The following is a 15,496-nucleotide window of genomic DNA, read 5'->3' as shown; positions in this document are numbered from 1 at the left end:
CAGCGCTCTGTCGTTCCAGTGTTCTGCCGCTCTGCACTCAAGCGCCAAAAAAAGTGGCGTGGCGTCCTCGATGCCGAGAACGCCACGCCGCTTGCTGCTCCAGTCCGCCGTGCCCGGTGCTCGAAAGCGCCGGCCAGTCCCTCGGCGGTCCGGTGAAGTTGCGCCGATTGTATGCGGGTCAGCCGAGCTCGAACGAGGTGATTCCGTAGACCGTCGCCAGATCGATATCGCGCACCGGGCCGGTGTACATCCGCGCGGTCTCGAAGCTGGGTTTCATTCCGTGGCGCTCGGCCAGTGCCGCGGCTGCCGCGTTCGGTTCCGGCACGTCCAGCGCGACCTCGAGCGGCGCCTCGGGTCCGACCGCTGCCGTGAGCGCGGCGATCAGAGTCCTGAACAACGCCTCGGCGATCTCCGGGGTGTCGGCGAACAGCGGCCCGATCTTCGCGAACGCCGGGGCGGGGCGGATGACGCCGTAGCCGACGACCGCGCCGTCGGTCACCGCGGCGTAGGCGATGTGCCCCGGCGCCGAGAGCCAGCGATCCAGGAAGACCGGACGCTCGGCGGGGAACCGTGCGCTGTCGTAGTCCTGGATCGCGGACCGCTCGACCTCGGTAGCGGACACCACGGTCGTCCCGGCGCTGACTTCGAGCTCCGGCGACGCCCCGACCGTCACCGGCCCGACGTAGCGGATGTTGCGGTGCGCGAGCTGGAATCCGGACCGCCGGTAGTTGTCCTGCTGGTCCAGCACGCCGTCCAGCCCGATCACCCGGCTGCCGGCGTGCTCCAGCCCGGCCCGCCAGGTGGCGTAGCCGTGGCCCTGACCCCGGAAGTCGGGGTGCACGAGGTAGAACCCGAGGAAGGAGAAGGTCTCCCCGTAGTTCACCACGGACACCGCCGACACCGGCCGGCCGGCGATCCGGCCGACGAAGAACCCGTCAGGGTCCTGAGCCAGGAAGCAGCCGCCGTCGGCGGGACCGGGGTTCCAGCCCTCGCCGGCGGCCCAGGACTCGAAGACCGGCCAGTCGGCCGCCCGCGCCCGGGAGATCTCGAGCTGCTCCGCCCCGTCTCGTTCCATGCCTACAGATCCTCTTCCATGGCCGCCAGCTCCTCCGGCGTGCCGTAGTTGATCGGACCGCGGTAGGTCCGGCGCGCCGTCATGAACCACCATACGGTCGCGATCGTCAGCACCACGGCCAGCGCCACCGGGGCGTAGTTGAACGACTTGTGGGTGATCGGGCTCTGCTGCGGCAGCAGGAACAGGATGCTGCTCAGCGTGATCCACACCACCGCGACGGTCGCCACCGGCTTGCTCCAGCGGCCCAGGTTCCACGGTCCCGGCGTGAAGTCGTCGCCGCGCCGCAGCCGCAGGAAGATCGGCACGCCGTAGGAGCCGAACAGCCCGATCACGTTGACCGAGACGATCGCCTGGAACGCCACGGTGTTCCACAGCGACGGGACGCCGAGCAGGAACGCGCCGACCGCGGCGAACCAGACCGACTTCACCGGGGTGTGCGTGCGCTTGCTGACCGAGCGCCACAGCTTGCTGCCCGGGATCGCGCCGTCGCGGGAGAAGGCGAAGATCTGCCGGGAGTTCGAGGTCATGTTCGCCAGGCCGCAGAAGAAGATCGCGCCGCAAACCACCAGGAGCAGGACCTTGGCGGTGCTCAGGCCGAGGGAGTCGACGAAGATCTGCGCCGCCGGCTCGCCGGCCGAGGCCTCGTCGCTGTAACTCGACGCCGATATCGAGAACGTCACCGCCAGGATCAGCACCAGTCCGGCGACCCAGGAGAACGCGATCGAGCGCACGATGCCCTTGGGCGCCGAGACCGCCGCCTGGGTGGTCTCCTCGGACATGTGCGCCGAGGCGTCGAAGCCGGTGAAGGTCCAGCTGGTGAACAGCAGGCCGATCATGCCCGCGTACAGCCCGGACTTGAAGCCGGTGCCGTTGACGAAGTGGGTGAAGGCGAAGCTCGCCGAGTTGTGGTGCGCCGGGAACACGATCAGGTAGAAGGTGATCACCAGTCCGCCGATCAGCAGCCAGGCGATGCTGATCTTGTTCAGCAGCGCGACCAGCCCGACGGTGTAGGTGTTCAGCAGCGCGTGGGTCAGCAGGATCGCGCCGTAGATCGCCAGGATCTGCCAGGGATGCGGGCTGAAGCTCGGCCACTGCAGCGTCGCCAGCGCCACCGCGAAGTTCGCCAGCGCGAAGTCGGTGGCCGCCGTCCCGCCGATCTGGCCGATGAAGTTCAGCCAGCCGGTGAACCAGCTCCAGACCGCGTTGTGCCGCTTGGCCAGCTTCGCCGACCAGTAGTACAGCGCCGCCGAGGTCGGGAAGCCGGAGGTGATCTCGGCCATCGCGGCGCCGACGAACAGCACCAGCAGGCCCACGGCGAGCCAGCCGAAGACCATGACGCGCGGGCCGCCGGAGACCATGGCCAGGCCCAGGGCGGTCATCACGCCGGAGATGAAGTTGATGATCGTCGCGGAGATCGCGAAGTTCCCGAACGCGTTGACCCGGCGCGCCAGCTGGCGCGGGTAGCCGAGCTCGCGCAGCGTCTGGTCGTCGTCCGGAATCTCCAGCGAGCTGCCGCGGCTGCCTGTCGATGTGGCGGGAGTCGCCATCAGTCGTACCTCTTAATGGGGAAGGGGGGTGCGAGGGACGTGCCGCGCGAGGGCGCACGCGGCCTGGAGAGTAAATCAGAGTTCGGACACGCATCGCTCCCGGGCCGTGACCAGGACCTGCTCGGGGTTGCCGTGCAGCGACCAGGGCATGGTCAGCGCGTACGGGCCGATGGCGTCGAAGACGTGCGCCGCCGGCCGCCACTGCGACCCGGCCCACAGCGCGTGCGCCAGGTGGTGCAGATCCGGGAGCAGCGCGCCGTTCCCGCTGGTGGGGGAGAACCAGTGGGTGTAGCAGCGTTCTGTCTCCTGCTCGGCGTACGCGGTCGACCAGTTCCGGTACGTCAGCAGGACCTTGTTGAGATCGCTGCGCTCCAGCTGCTGCCGGAACGCCTCGATGAAGGCCACCAGCTGCAAGCCGAGCAGCGCCGACCCCGCCGGCGCCTGGCTGGCGATCCAGTGCGCCACCGTCGTCAGCGCGGACACCGACCCGCCGCCTTTCGGCCCGACCGCGGCCAGCAGGCGGTGGTGCGCCTCCCGGTTCCACGGATCGCGCCGCCACAGCTGGCCCATCGTCTCCCAGGGACCGTCGATCGACAGCTCCGGCGGACCGGGGACGTTGTCCGGCGCGGCCGGCGCCAGATGCAGCAGCGCGATCCACGGCAGCGGGTCGTCCGGGAACCGGTCGGCCGCCTCCAGGCACTGCTTCCTGGTCAGGTCGATCAGCCCGTACGCCCGGGGATGCTGCGCGCGGTGGGCTTGCAGGGCCCTGATCACGTTGGCGCGCAGCCGCAACAGCGCGGCCTCCGCGCTGTCCGGCTCCTCGGCCAGCCAGGCGGTGTCCACGCCGTTGGACGCGGCGATCTGCGCCAGGATCAGGTAGCGGTAGTCGCGGATGTCCTCGCCGGCCTGCCGGTCGGCGAGCAGCTCGCCGGCCAGCGTGTACCGCCCGACGCGCAACTCCTGCGTGGTGGTCGCCAGCCACCGGTCCCGCCCGGCCGGGTCCCAGACCAATTTGAGGTTTCCCTCGCCCGGTCCTCTACGTTTCGCCACGGGTGGGCCTCTCCTGACGAGGAGGCCCTGCGGGCGGCCACAACGACCATCCCTGTGCTGGAAAGGGCTTTTGGGCCGCGCAGTGTCCACGCACCGAACCGCCACCGCCTCTGTGTTGTCTGTTGTCAGGGCCCGAACTGAACGCGGAATACCCAAGCCGAAAACGCCCAGTTCGGGAAGCGCACCGACTGTGCGCGGACCATGCACGGACCATGCGACAAGGGCTCTGACCTATCAGTATGCTGACGGATACAGGCTGACTGTCCGCATACTGCTCGTCGCATTCTGGTGGCATCCGGAAAGGGGGCTTTCATGGCCAAGCCCAGACAGTCCAGGCTCCGCCGCGCAGGGCTCGCCCGAGCCCGCGAGGCGGCCGGGCTCACGCAGGAGGCGTTCGCCACCCGCGCCGGCGTCGAGGTGTCCACCGTCGTGCGCTGGGAGAGCGGATGCACCACGCCGCTGCCCGGGAAACGTCCCCAGATAGCGCGGGTGCTCGGCGTCGGGCTGCACGATCTGGAGCGGCTGCTGTCACCGGAAGTGCCGCAGGTGCAAGCGCAGACGCAGACGCAGGCAGTCGGCTGGGAGGGCGCCGACGACGGACGGCTGGCGGCGATCGCCGGCGTCCGCGAGGAGATCGCGAAGCTGACGGCCGAATACGAGGCGCGGCCGGCGACGGGCTTGGTGGTGCCGGCGGTCGGACTGCTGGGGCGGGTGGAGACCTTGCGGGAGTGCGCGAGCGGCGGTTCGGGCGATACTCAGCTTCCTGCGATACCCGCTGAAACCTTTCTCGATGCCGCGGAGCTGTCTGTCTCGGCCACCTCATCTGCTATGTCCGCGACGGGCGCGCGCCTGCCGGCGTGGTCCACATCCGCCACGGCGTCCATATCCTCCATACCCTCCATGCCGTCCATGGCATCCATGCCGCTGTCCACATTGACGCCGCCCCGGCCGGCCGCCCCGGCGACCACCCCCATCCGCTGGCGCCGCGACCTGGACGTCGCCGAAGCCGAAGCCGCCCTGCTCGTCGGCCGCCTGTTATGGGACGCCGCCGGCCGCCGCGACTCCTCGGCCGCCGCAGAGTTCTTCGACCGCGCCGCCCGCCGCGCGGCCCAAGCGGGCGACTCGGTCCTGCACGTCACCGTGACCCTGCGCGCGGCCTTCGTCGGCCTCTACGGCGGCGACCCCCGCGCCGGCGTCCGCCGCTGCGTCCAGGCCGCCGTCATAGCGGCACCGGTCAGCGAGGCGCTGTTCGCCCTGGCCCGCCTCCACGCCGCCGAAGGCCACGCCCTCCTCGGCAACGCCGCCGAATGCGACCGAGCCCTCACCACAGCCCGCGGCGCGATGGCCGCCATCAGCCCCGACGACCCGTCACCCGGCGCCTGCCCGCCCCGCACCTACCAACGCCTCGCCGGAGCCGCCTACCTGGCCCTCGGCCGCCACACCGAGGCACGCGCAGCCCTCACCGAAGCCGCCATCCGCTACGAGCCCGGCAAAACCCTCGCCGTAGTCCTCGGCCACCTAGCACTCGCCTGCCTCGGCGAAGGCGACACCGACGCCGCCCTCCGCCACGTCTACACCTCCGTCGAACTCGCCGAAGCCGCGCAGTCGGTCGGCGCACTGGCGGTGGCCTTCCGCGCCGGGCGCGAGATCGTGCGGAGTTCGGACGCCGCACAGCCTGGGACGCGAGAGGTCGTGGACCGGTTGCTGGCGGTGCTCGGCGGTTGACGGCTGCCGCTGGCGATGGCGTTTGCAAAGCCTGGGACGCGAGAGGTCGTGGACCGCTCGTTAGCAGTGCTCAGCGGCAGATGGCTACCACTAGCGCGATGGCGATGGCGATGGCGAATGGCGATGGCGTTCCGGGCGGGGCGAGAGGTCGTGGACCGCTCGTTATCAGTGCTCGGCCGCTGATGGCTACCACTGGCGTGCGGGCGATGGTGTTCTGGCGGGGCGAGGGGTCGTTGGACCGGTTGCTGGCGGCGCTCGGCGGCTGATGGCTACCACTGGCGTGCAGGCGATGGCGCAGGCGCGGGCGTTCCGGGCGGGGCGAGAGGTCGTGGACCCTTTGTCAGCAGTACTCGGCGGTTGATCGCGGACCAGCTGTTAGCAACGCTCGGCGGTGATCGCAATCGCCGGCGTGCGGGCAGCCTGGGAGACGTCGGGTGCTTCGTGCGTGCCGATGCTGGAAGGCATGAGGCTGTTGCTGGTTCTGGCGGTGGGCTTGTCGCCGGTGGGTCTGATCATGTGCTGGGTCGGGGTCGGCACGTTGCGCGAGCAAAGGGCGCTGCGCCGGCGGGGCATCCGGGTGCCGGCCGTGGCCGAACGCTGGGATTCGCGAGGCGGCGCGTTCGGCGTCTATCGCTTCATGAACACCGCCGGGCAGACGCGCTTGGCCAACGCCGAGCGCGTCCGGAGCATCCCGGCGGCGGAGGTCGAGATCGTCTACGACCCGGCGAACGCCACGGTGGCCCAGGAGCGCTTCTGGCTGGCCGAGGTCGTCATCGCCGTCCTGTGTCTGCTGGTCGGCGCCGTGGTGACCGTCGCGGCGCTGACGACGTTCGTGCTGGCGGCCGTCGTCCTGGCGTGAGTGCCGACCGGCGGTCGCGTCACGACCCCAGCCGCAGCACGAGCGCCCCGGCGATGATCGCCGCGAACGCGATCATCTTCGGCGTCGTGATCCGCTCCTTGTAGATGACCGATCCCAGCACCACGGTGCCGATCGACCCGATCCCGGTCCAGATGGTGTACCCGACGCTCACGTCCAGCGTGCGCAGCGCCAGGCTCAGCGTGAACACGCCGCACGCGGCGGCGACGAGCGTGAACACCGACGGCCACAGCCGGGTGAAACCCCGCGTGGCGTTGGTGCCCAAGGCGAAAGCGACCTCGAAGACCGAGGCGATCAGCAAGTAGATCCACGCCATGGCGAGGCTCCTTCAGTAGATGGCGGCTCGGCGGCGGCTCAGGCGGCGGCGAGCTTGTCGGCGACCTTCAGTCCCAGCACCCCGCCGATGATCAGGACGAACGCGATCACCTTCGCCGGCGTCACCGCCTCGTGGAACAGCGCCGTGCCGAACACGACCGTCCCGACCGACCCGATCCCGGTCCACACCGTGTAGCCGACGCCGACGTCCAGCGTCTTGAGCGCCAGGCTCAGGAAGAAGATCCCGCCGGCGGCCGCGGCGACCGTCAGCAGCGAGGGACCGAGCACGGTGAACCCGTGCGTGGCGTCGGTCGCCAGCGCGAACACCACCTCGAAGACGGACGCGATGAGCAGGTAGCCCCAAGCCATGGAACCGTTCTCCTTGTCTTATCGGTGCGATGCTAGTAGTTGTATGTACGTGCAAGTTCTTGACGTGCCAAAAGCATGCACGTACAACTAAACTGCTGTCAAGCACCTGCCCCGAGGAGCCACCCGATGCCGTCGCCGGCCAAGTCAGCGAAGTCAGCGAAGTCCTCAGACGCCCACACCTGGAGCCGTCTGCTGATCCTGCACGCGCACGTCGAAAGCCGCCTGGCCACCGTCCTGCAACGCCGCCACGGCCTCGGCCTGTCCGAATACCGCGCCCTGAGCTTCCTGGACCAGGCCGACAACAGCGAGCTGCGCATGACCGAACTCGCCGACCTCCTCGGCCTCAACCAGAGCTCGGTCACCCGGCTGGTCGGCCGCCTCAACGCCGCCGAGTTCACCTACCGCGACCTGTGTCCCGACGACAAGCGCGGCGCCTACACCGTCCTGACCGACGCCGGCCGCGAGCGCTACCGCGAGGCGCGCGCCACCTACGAAGCCACCCTCAGCGCCGCCCTCGACGAGCTCGCCGCCGCCGACCCGGCGCACGCCGCCGTCGTCGAGGCGGCCCGCGCTGCCGCGTGACCCGCCAGTACGCTTCCCGACGTAGCCCCGATGTCCGACTCCCAGCCGATGCCGGAGCACGACAGCACAAGCGAGGATCGTGACATGGCGACGGACGAGGTGGACGAGCAGCACGACGCGATCGACGTCGAGCACTACCTCGCGGCCGACCTCCCGCGCCGCCCCTGGCACCGCCGCGTCCTCCGCCGCACGGCCAAGACCGTCGCGGTCGTCTTCGTGACCCTGACGATGCTCTCGGTGCCCTATAACGCCTACACCGCGGGCACGGTCGCGCCGCCGCCGGGCCTCACCTACGTCACCGCCGACGGCATCCACACCCGCTACGAGACCTGGGGGACCAGCGGCTCGCCGATCGTCCTGGTCCACGGCGCTGTCGAAGACTCCGACACCTGGCAGGACCTGGCCGCCGTCCTCGCGAAAGACCACCGCGTCTACGCCCTGGACCTCACCGGCTCCGGCTACAGCCGGCGCGTCTCGCCCTACACCCCCCAACACATGGCCGCGCAGCTCACCGGCTTGGTCACCGCACTCCACATCGACCGCCCGGTGCTGGTGTCCCACTCCAGCGGCGCGGCCGTCGCCGCCGAGGCGGTGCTGGAGTCTCCGCACACCTACAGCGGTCTGATGTTCCTCGACGGCGACGGTCTGCCGATCCCGAGCCCAGGCGTCACATGGGTTCTGGGCCCTCTGCGTACCTCGGTGCTCCGATTGGTGCTGCGCTCGGACTGGGCGATCCGCACCATCTACGCCTCCGAATGCGGACCGTCCTGCCCACGCCTGGACGCCGCCGGCGTCGAGCGGTTCCGGCGCCCCTACCAGGTAGCCGGAGCCGAACAAGGACTCTGGGACACCCTGGACACCGTCGGCGGACCGGGACTGCCGGCCTCCCGGCTGTCCCAGCTCACGCAGCTGTGCCTGCCCAAGGCCGTCACCTTCGGCGCCCAGGACTCGATGTTCGCTGCGAACGCACCTCAGAGCGTCGCGGCAAACATCGGAGCACCGGCGCCCACGGTCATCCAAGGCGCACACCACCTGTCGCTGGTCTCCCATCCAGCGCAGGTGGCGGCGTCTGTGGAGGCGCTGGTGGCTCGGGCCGAACCCGCTTGCTGAGCCGGCCACCGCGCCAGGAGGTGTCAGCTCACCGTGATCGCGTCCAGATCCGGCGCGTACGCCGTGTCGTTGTCGAACTTGATCGTGTTGGTTCCGGCAGCGAGCTGCACCGCCACACTCGTGGTCGCCGGCGTGGCGAAACTGGTCCCGGTCAGCTGCTCGACGATGTCCGGCCCGCCGTTGACGCTGATGGAGAAGCTCCGGGTACCGCTGACCAGATAGGAGATGGTCAGCGTGTGGGTTCCGGCTGCGGACTCGGTGATTCCGTTGATGGTCACGGCGTTCGCCGCACCCTTGCCGATATAGCCGACCTTGTGGCCGCCGGAGCATGCCGCGCAGGTGGCGATCTTGGCGGCGCCGGCGATGGTGTTGCCGGCTGCCTCGGCTTCGATCGTGGTGCTCCCGCCGGATCCTGAGGGAGCCACCTTGATCAGCTTCACCGCGCCGGCGCCGAGCGTCACGCTGTATGTGCCGCTGATGGTGCCGACCGAGGCGCCGCTCCACAGGTCTGTCGCGGTGGCGCTGCCGGAGATACCAGCGGCCGACAGCGGGACGCTGACCGTCGTCGATCCCGTGCCGCTGTAGTTGAACAGGCCGATGATGACGCTGCCGTCCTTCTCCTTCTTGATGTAGACCTGCTGGTTGCCGTTGTTCACGATGCGCGAGGCATCGATCGCGTCCTGGTCGACAGCCAGGACGCGACCGTTCTTCAGGTAGCCGAGCTCGGTGGAGTTCAGATTCGTCAGATCGGTGCCCAGGATCAGCGGGCTCGCGGCCAGCGCCCACAGGCTCATCTGCGACTGCTGCTCGGCGTCGGTGAGGCCGGTGGCGGAGCCGTTGCCGACCTCCAGCGAGTCGTAGTCGTTGAACGCTCCGGGCCCGCCGTACGGCTGCCACGAGGCGACCTGGCCGAACCGGCTCTGCACGTGGCTCCAGTCGGTGAGCGTCCCGGCCGTGGTGCACTTGGAGTAGCACTCGATGTCGCCGCCGGTGCGCCAGCCGTTGGAGTACTGCTGCCAGGTTGAGGCGCTGCCGATCGCGAGGTTGTTGGACAGCTCCAGGTGGATCGGGCGCCCGGTCTGCACCAGCGCTTTGGACCACGCCTGGAGGTCGGGGACGTCGGAGGTTCCGACACCGTCGATCTTCACGTAGTCCACGCCCCAGGACGCGAACTCGTCAGCCCAGGAGTTGATGAACGCCTGCGCGCCGGGCTTGGAGTAGTCGATGCCGACCATGCCCTTGCAGTTGTAGTTCTTCTCCGCCGTCGTGGTCGCGATGTCCTTGACGTGGTACGACGTGCCGAGGATCGCGCTGTTCTGCGAGACGGCCTGCTGGGAGACGCCGGGGGTGACGTAGAGGCCGAACTTCAAGCCGTCGGCGTGCACATGGTTCGCGGCGGCCTGGATCCCGTTGGTGCTGCCGGACGCCGGGAACTTCGTGGCGTCGGTGACCCAGCGGCCGTTGGCGTCGACGTTCGGGCCCTGGCTTCCCGGGCACTGGTACCAGAAGTCGTCCACGTTGACGTACTGGAAGCCGGCCGCGGCCAGCCCGGAGGACTTCATGGCGTCGGCCTGGGCGTCGATCTTCGCGGCGGTCGGGTGCGTGCGGACCGAGCTCCAGCTGGACCAGCCCAGCGCCGGGGTGAGCCCGACGCCGTTGTCCTCGGCGTGCGCCGGGGCGGTCGCGCCGATCGGCGGCAGCAGCGCGGCCGCCAGCGCCAGCCCGACAGCCGCGGTCCACGTCCTGGTCCTGATCCCTGGCGGGCGTCGCCTCATCGTCGGCTCCTAGCTAGTAAGGTAGGTTTACTCGCTTCCGCAGCGCAAGCTACAGCGCGGCGGCGCACTCGACAAGGGTCGGATGTTTGATCTCAGGGTTCGCTGATAAATCCCCACGAAACGGTGTTGAACTCAACTCTCTTCGTTTGGTCATTGCCGAAACCTCGGATGTTTGCTTGACTCCGCCGCATGACAAAACGCTCTGTGCCGTTCGGTGTCAGATCATTGATCAGTCTTCGATCTCTGCTGACCGCGGCGGCGACCCTCTCCCTGCTCGGCGCGGCGGGTCTGACCGCCGTCAGCCGGGCCGACAGCGCGGCGGCGGGCGTCGCCGGCCAGGTCTACGTCTCGCCGACCGGCGACGACACCAATCCCGGGACCGCCTCGGCGCCGGTCCGGACGATCAGCAAGGCGCAGTCGCTGGTCCGCGCACTGGACCAGACCATGAGCGCCGACGTGACGGTGGTCCTGGAAGACGGTTTCTACCGGATGACCAGCCCTCTGACACTCACCGCCGCCGACTCCGGTAGCAACGGCCACAACGTGGTCTGGACCGCCGCCGCCGGCGCGCATCCGGTCCTGGCCGGCTCGGACCAGATCACCGGCTGGAAGCCGATGAGTTCCGGCAGCCCGATCTGGGTCGCGCAGGCTCCGGCGGGACTCCAGACCCGGCAGCTCTACGTTGACGGCGTCCGTGCCAGCCGCGCCAACGGCGCCCTGCCCGCCGCGCTGACCGGCCAGAACACCACCGGCTACAGCGGCGGCGGCACGGCGATGGCCGCCTGGCGCAACCCGAGCGGCGCCAAGCCGCAGCTGGAGTTCGTCTATCGCGGCGGCCTCGGCGCCTGGACCGAGCCGCGCTGCCCGGTCGCCTCGTTCAGCGGCGCGGCGGTGACCATGGCGCAGCCGTGCTGGACCAACTCCACGGCGCGCGCCGGCTCCTTCCCCGACGGCCGCGCGTACAACCTGGTGGGCCGCAGCTCCATCACCGAACAGCCGACGAGCGTGGAGAACGCCTTCCAGTTCCTCGGCGCGAAGACCCCGGGCCAGTGGTTCCTCGACCAGGGTGACAGCAAGCTGTATTACGTTCCGCGCCCCGGCGAGACGATGAGCAGCGCCGACGTCGAGGCGCCGGCGCTGCAGAGCCTGGTCACCGGCGGCGGCACGGCTTCGGCGCCGCTGCACAACGTGGTGTTCTCCGGCATCCAGTTCTCCTACGCGACCTGGCTCGGACCGCAGTTCCACACCCAGGGCACCTCCGACGGCTTCTCCGAGATCCAGGCGAACTACCAGGTGACCGGCGCCAAGGGTGCGGCCTCGCAAGGGCTCTGCCACATCCCGCCGTCGAGCTACACGCTCGGGACGTGCCCTTTCGGGGCGTGGACGCAGATCCCCGGCAACGTCTCGCTCACCTATGACCAGAACATCCAGTTCACCGGCGACGCCTTCGTCCACCTGGGAGCCGCCGGCCTGGCGCTCGGCGACGGCTCGCAGAACGACGTGGTCAAGGGCGACGTGGTCACGGACGTGTCGGGCAACGGCATCGAGCTGGGCAACGTGGACATGCCGACGGCGACCGGGGCGTCGCAGACCTCTGGCAACGCCGTCACCGACAACCATGTGTTCGACGTCCCGGTCGAATTCCACGGCGGCATCGGCATCGACTCCGGCTACACGGCGCACGACAGCGTCAGCCACAACCAGATCGACCACACGCCCTACACCGCGATCTCGCAGGGCTGGGGCGGCTGGCCGGACAAGGAGAAGGAGGCGCCGCAGGCGAACTTCTCCCACGACAACGCCATCTCCAACAACCTGATCTTCGACCACATGAGCCTGCTGAACGACGGCGGCGCCATCTACACGCAGGGCATCACCGGCACGTCCCTGGCCACCGGCGAACATGTGACCGGCAACGACATCCACGACCAGACCGGCAGCGGCCATGTGATCTACACCGACAACGGCTGCACCTTCGAGACCATCACCGGCAACGCCGTCTACAACAACACCACCGCCCAAGCCTGGGCCTCACGCCACACCGACTACGCCCCCGGCGCCACCACCACCTACGACCCCACCGACGTGGAGAGCAACTACTTCCAGAACCCCGCGACCTACACCACCGGCGGCGGCCTCACCGTCGCGAAGAACACCACCATCACCGGCGCATCACAGGTCCCCGCCACGATCGTGGCGAACGCCGGCATCGAATCCGCCTACCAGAGCGTCCTCACCTGGACCCAGGCACCCCTCCCGCCGGTCACCGGCTCAGGCAACGGCGACCTGGTCCTGTCCGCCCTGACCGTGAACGACCCCCCGAACGCCGCCAACTGGTCGATCCAGAGCAACCTCCAGACCGGCGTCCAGATCTACGGCGACCGTACCTACACCCTCGCAACCCTGCCGCCGGCCCTCGCCGGCGCGGCATGGGTCCGAGTGGCGAACGCCTCGAAGACGGTCACCACCAACCCCCTGGTCACCTTCACGATCAGCAAGCCGGCAACGGTCTACCTGGCAGTGGACGTCCGCACCGGCAAACGCTCCTGGATGGACACCACCTGGACCGACACCGCCACCACCCTCACCGATGACGAGAACGGCACAACCCGAACCTTCGAGCTCTACGCCAAGCCCTACCCGGCCGGCCCGGTCTCGCTCGGTCCCAACGCGGCAAACAACGACGGCTACGACATCGCCGTGAAGTAGGCAACCGCCCGAGCACAGACGGCTCGCCTCGCGAGTGGCGGCGCGAGGCGAGCTCGGGGGAGCGGGGAATCCGAGGCCCGCGAAGGCTTGTGTGGGGCAGGTCTTCGCGGGCCGGGCAGCCGATCAACCGCCGCGCGTCGGGCCTTCCAGCCTGGCTCGCGGCGGATCTTCGTGGGCGGGGTGGTCGCGATCCATGAATAGCGCCGCATTGGTCATCCCGCGCTCGCCATCAGGCATTAAGGACCATCGCCAACCCGCGATCCTGACCCGTCCCCATCCGCCATCCCCCCAAAAAACCGCGGGGCGCGCGCCCTCCCGGCACGCGCCCCGCTCATCCTCCCGTCAGTGCCCTCGCCTCACGACGGTAGGTTCCATTGTTGGTTCGCGGCGTCCGTGCAGTCCCAGATCTGCAGCCGGGTGCCGTTCGCCGAGCTCGGGCCCGTGGCGTCCAGGCAGCGTCCGGAGCCGGCGTTCACCAACTCTCCGTTGGCTTGGTGCGTCCAGTGCTGCGCCGCGGTTCCGTTGCAGTCGTAGAGCTGCACCTTCGTTCCGTTCGTCGTCCCCGCGCTTGTCACGTCCATGCACTTCCCGAGGGACTGCAGCGAGCCGTTCGAGGCGACCGTCCACTGCTGCGCACCGGTGCCGTTGCAGTCGTAGAGCTGGACCGCGGTGCCGTTCGCCGGGTTGGCGCCCGCGACGTCGACGCACTTGCCGCCGTAGCCGCTGATCTGGCCGGTCGGGGTGCCGGTGCCGCCGCCGGTGCCCTGCGTGCCGTTCCAGGTGAACGTCGCGGAGGTCTGCGCCGGCAGGGAGTAGCTGAAGTGCTCGTTGCCCCAGTTCACCGTCAGCGTCTGGGTGCTGCCGGACTCGTTGTACGCGACCAGCGCCTTGGACCCGTCCGGGTTCTGCCAGGCGACGTTCGGGACGCTCGAGTTCGCCGTGGAGTCGATGCGGTAGGCGCCGGGCTTCACGAACTTGGTGAGCTGGCCCATGTCGTAGTACTCGATGTTGTAGTCGACCTGGCCGGAGCGCGAGTCGCCGTTGTGGACCGTGACCAGGCCGGTGCAAGTGCCGCAGCCGCCGTTGTGCGGGCCCATGTTCTGGTCCACCGCCAGGGACCACTTCACCACCGACTTACCCCAGTTGCGGGTGTAGTCGATGATGTTGTTCATGTCCTCCTGCTGCTGGTTGCCGATCCAGGTGCCGCCGGAGTGCTCGGTGTCGTAGGCGTCCACGTTCGGGTACTGGTTGTGGATGTCCGTCTGGGTGGTGACGCTGCCCTCGTACCCGTGCCAGGCGATGCCGCCGAAGTTCGGGTCGTTGCGGACGGTCGCGTCGTCGACGGTGGGGGCGCCGTACGAGGCGTAGCTGTCCGGGTTCCAGTCAAGCGCCAGGACCTTCGTCGACAGACCCGCGGAGTGGAACGCCGGAAGCAGGTCGTTCGCCGTGAAGTAGTCCAGGCCCGATCCGTTCCACTGCATCGAGGGATACCCCGAGCAGCAGGTGGGCTCGTTCTGGACCGACACGTAGTTGATCGGCACGCCCTGCGCTTGGTAGGCCTGGATGTACTTCACGAAGTACTGCGCGTAGGCGGCGTAGTACTGCGACTGGAGGTAGCCCTGGCTGTACGCGCCGCTGTCCTTCATCCACGGTGGGGCGGTCCACGGCGAGGCCATGACCTTCAGACCCGGGTTGAGCTGCTGCGCCTGCTTGGTCAGCGGCAGCACGTCGACCAGGTCGTGGGCGATCGAGAACTTCGCCAGGCTCGGGTCGGTCTGCCCGGCGGGCATGTCGTCGAAGGTGTAGCTGTAGCGCGCGAGGTCCGAGGCGCCCAGCGGGTTGCGCAGGAAGTCCAGACCGATCCCGGACGTGGGGCTGAACAGGTTGGTCATCAGGGTATTGCGAGTCGACGCGCTGAGCGCGCCGCTGCTGTTCATCAGATACGCCGCGGTGTCCGTGAACGACGCGCCGGCCCCGGTGAACTGCTGGTAGTGCGTGTTCTCGTTGACGGTGACCACCTGGCCGCCGCTGCCGGAGCCGGAGGCGAAGGAGACCGCCGCCTGCTGTTGCAGACCGCGGGTGACGTTCCGGCCGGCGGAGTCGTTGGTGCTGGTCAGCCAGACGTTGACCGACTCGTTCGCGGCGTGCGCGGGGACGTCGGCGAGCGCGAAGCCGGACATGGCGAGCGCCGCCGCCGAGACCGCCCGGATCACGAGTCGGATCCGGCGTCTCGCGGTGGAGCCTTGGAACGATTTGGGCATGGGGGCACCGCCTCAGTTACTGCGTGGGGGAGTGGGGAAGGCGCGCTGGCTCGAGCTTGATCGTCAGCTCTTTTATTCACTGCTTAGTTCAAGACGTGATT

At 69.1% G+C, this 15,496-nt stretch carries 12 protein-coding genes; 5 read left to right on the top strand and 7 right to left on the bottom strand.

From position 1 onward, the window contains the following. Positions 1 to 178: 178 nt before the first annotated feature. From CACI_RS35805 to CACI_RS35795, 3 genes are all read right to left on the bottom strand, one after another. The gene (locus tag CACI_RS35805) at positions 179 to 1,075 is read right to left on the bottom strand and encodes a GNAT family N-acetyltransferase (RefSeq protein WP_015795789.1); all 897 of its coding nucleotides are present in this window, start codon (positions 1,073 to 1,075) and stop codon (positions 179 to 181) included. Positions 1,076 to 1,077: 2 nt separating this feature from the next. Beyond that, positions 1,078 to 2,622 carry an amino acid permease gene (locus CACI_RS35800; protein WP_015795788.1) on the bottom strand — a complete coding sequence of 515 codons (1,545 nt, stop codon included), beginning with the start codon at positions 2,620 to 2,622 and terminating at the stop codon, positions 1,078 to 1,080. A 75-nt stretch (positions 2,623 to 2,697) separates the two neighbouring features. Continuing rightward, a complete protein-coding gene (locus tag CACI_RS35795; RefSeq protein WP_015795787.1) occupies positions 2,698 to 3,672 on the bottom strand; it encodes a hypothetical protein in 975 nt (324 codons plus the stop codon). Between the two features lie 312 nt (positions 3,673 to 3,984). Here CACI_RS35795 and CACI_RS53110 point away from each other — a divergent pair, with 312 nt between their 5' ends. Both CACI_RS53110 and CACI_RS35785 read left to right on the top strand, forming a co-directional pair. Next, a complete protein-coding gene (locus tag CACI_RS53110) occupies positions 3,985 to 5,397 on the top strand; it encodes a helix-turn-helix transcriptional regulator (RefSeq protein WP_015795786.1) in 1,413 nt (470 codons plus the stop codon). A 463-nt stretch (positions 5,398 to 5,860) separates the two neighbouring features. Then, complete coding sequence (locus tag CACI_RS35785) at positions 5,861 to 6,256, top strand: hypothetical protein (protein ID WP_143765518.1); 396 nt, start codon at positions 5,861 to 5,863, stop codon at positions 6,254 to 6,256. 19 nt (positions 6,257 to 6,275) lie between these two features. Here the strand turns inward: CACI_RS35785 and CACI_RS35780 are convergent, their stop codons facing one another. After that, on the bottom strand, positions 6,276 to 6,590 hold the full coding sequence (locus CACI_RS35780; protein ID WP_015795784.1) for a DMT family transporter: 315 nt from the start codon (positions 6,588 to 6,590) through the stop codon (positions 6,276 to 6,278). 38 nt (positions 6,591 to 6,628) lie between these two features. Further along, positions 6,629 to 6,958: a DMT family transporter gene (locus tag CACI_RS35775; RefSeq protein WP_015795783.1), complete on the bottom strand. Its 330-nt coding sequence runs from the start codon at positions 6,956 to 6,958 to the stop codon at positions 6,629 to 6,631. A gap of 126 nt (positions 6,959 to 7,084) precedes the next feature. Here CACI_RS35775 and CACI_RS35770 point away from each other — a divergent pair, with 126 nt between their 5' ends. After that, the gene (locus CACI_RS35770) at positions 7,085 to 7,540 is read left to right on the top strand and encodes a MarR family winged helix-turn-helix transcriptional regulator (RefSeq protein WP_015795782.1); all 456 of its coding nucleotides are present in this window, start codon (positions 7,085 to 7,087) and stop codon (positions 7,538 to 7,540) included. Positions 7,541 to 7,624: 84 nt separating this feature from the next. After that, positions 7,625 to 8,650: an alpha/beta fold hydrolase gene (locus CACI_RS46530; RefSeq protein ID WP_015795781.1), complete on the top strand. Its 1,026-nt coding sequence runs from the start codon at positions 7,625 to 7,627 to the stop codon at positions 8,648 to 8,650. A gap of 23 nt (positions 8,651 to 8,673) precedes the next feature. Here the strand turns inward: CACI_RS46530 and CACI_RS35760 are convergent, their stop codons facing one another. Then, positions 8,674 to 10,425, bottom strand: coding sequence for an alpha-galactosidase D (locus CACI_RS35760; protein ID WP_015795780.1), 1,752 nt, complete (start codon positions 10,423 to 10,425; stop codon positions 8,674 to 8,676). A gap of 189 nt (positions 10,426 to 10,614) precedes the next feature. Here CACI_RS35760 and CACI_RS35755 point away from each other — a divergent pair, with 189 nt between their 5' ends. After that, entirely contained in the window at positions 10,615 to 13,134 is a 2,520-nt protein-coding gene (locus tag CACI_RS35755) for a right-handed parallel beta-helix repeat-containing protein (RefSeq protein WP_015795779.1), read from the top strand. 356 nt (positions 13,135 to 13,490) lie between these two features. On the opposite strand, the gene CACI_RS35750 is transcribed toward CACI_RS35755, so the two are convergent. After that, positions 13,491 to 15,395 carry a ricin-type beta-trefoil lectin domain protein gene (locus CACI_RS35750; RefSeq protein ID WP_015795778.1) on the bottom strand — a complete coding sequence of 635 codons (1,905 nt, stop codon included), beginning with the start codon at positions 15,393 to 15,395 and terminating at the stop codon, positions 13,491 to 13,493. Between the last annotated feature and the right edge of the window lie 101 nt (positions 15,396 to 15,496).

It is taken from the genome of Catenulispora acidiphila DSM 44928 (assembly GCF_000024025.1).
GTDB classification, from domain to species: domain Bacteria; phylum Actinomycetota; class Actinomycetes; order Streptomycetales; family Catenulisporaceae; genus Catenulispora; species Catenulispora acidiphila.
This window is presented reverse-complemented; position numbering and strand designations above follow the sequence as displayed.

Coding starts and splice junctions, on each gene's coding strand:
- CACI_RS35785 (WP_143765518.1), top strand. CDS start 5,861: ATGAGGCTGTTGCTGGTTCTGGCGGTGGGCTTGTCGCCGGTGGGTCTG.
- CACI_RS53110 (WP_015795786.1), top strand. CDS start 3,985: ATGGCCAAGCCCAGACAGTCCAGGCTCCGCCGCGCAGGGCTCGCCCGA.
- CACI_RS35750 (WP_015795778.1), bottom strand. CDS start 15,395: ATGCCCAAATCGTTCCAAGGCTCCACCGCGAGACGCCGGATCCGACTC.
- CACI_RS35755 (WP_015795779.1), top strand. CDS start 10,615: ATGACAAAACGCTCTGTGCCGTTCGGTGTCAGATCATTGATCAGTCTT.
- CACI_RS35800 (WP_015795788.1), bottom strand. CDS start 2,622: ATGGCGACTCCCGCCACATCGACAGGCAGCCGCGGCAGCTCGCTGGAG.
- CACI_RS35760 (WP_015795780.1), bottom strand. CDS start 10,425: ATGAGGCGACGCCCGCCAGGGATCAGGACCAGGACGTGGACCGCGGCT.
- CACI_RS35805 (WP_015795789.1), bottom strand. CDS start 1,075: ATGGAACGAGACGGGGCGGAGCAGCTCGAGATCTCCCGGGCGCGGGCG.
- CACI_RS35775 (WP_015795783.1), bottom strand. CDS start 6,958: ATGGCTTGGGGCTACCTGCTCATCGCGTCCGTCTTCGAGGTGGTGTTC.
- CACI_RS35780 (WP_015795784.1), bottom strand. CDS start 6,590: ATGGCGTGGATCTACTTGCTGATCGCCTCGGTCTTCGAGGTCGCTTTC.
- CACI_RS35770 (WP_015795782.1), top strand. CDS start 7,085: ATGCCGTCGCCGGCCAAGTCAGCGAAGTCAGCGAAGTCCTCAGACGCC.
- CACI_RS46530 (WP_015795781.1), top strand. CDS start 7,625: ATGGCGACGGACGAGGTGGACGAGCAGCACGACGCGATCGACGTCGAG.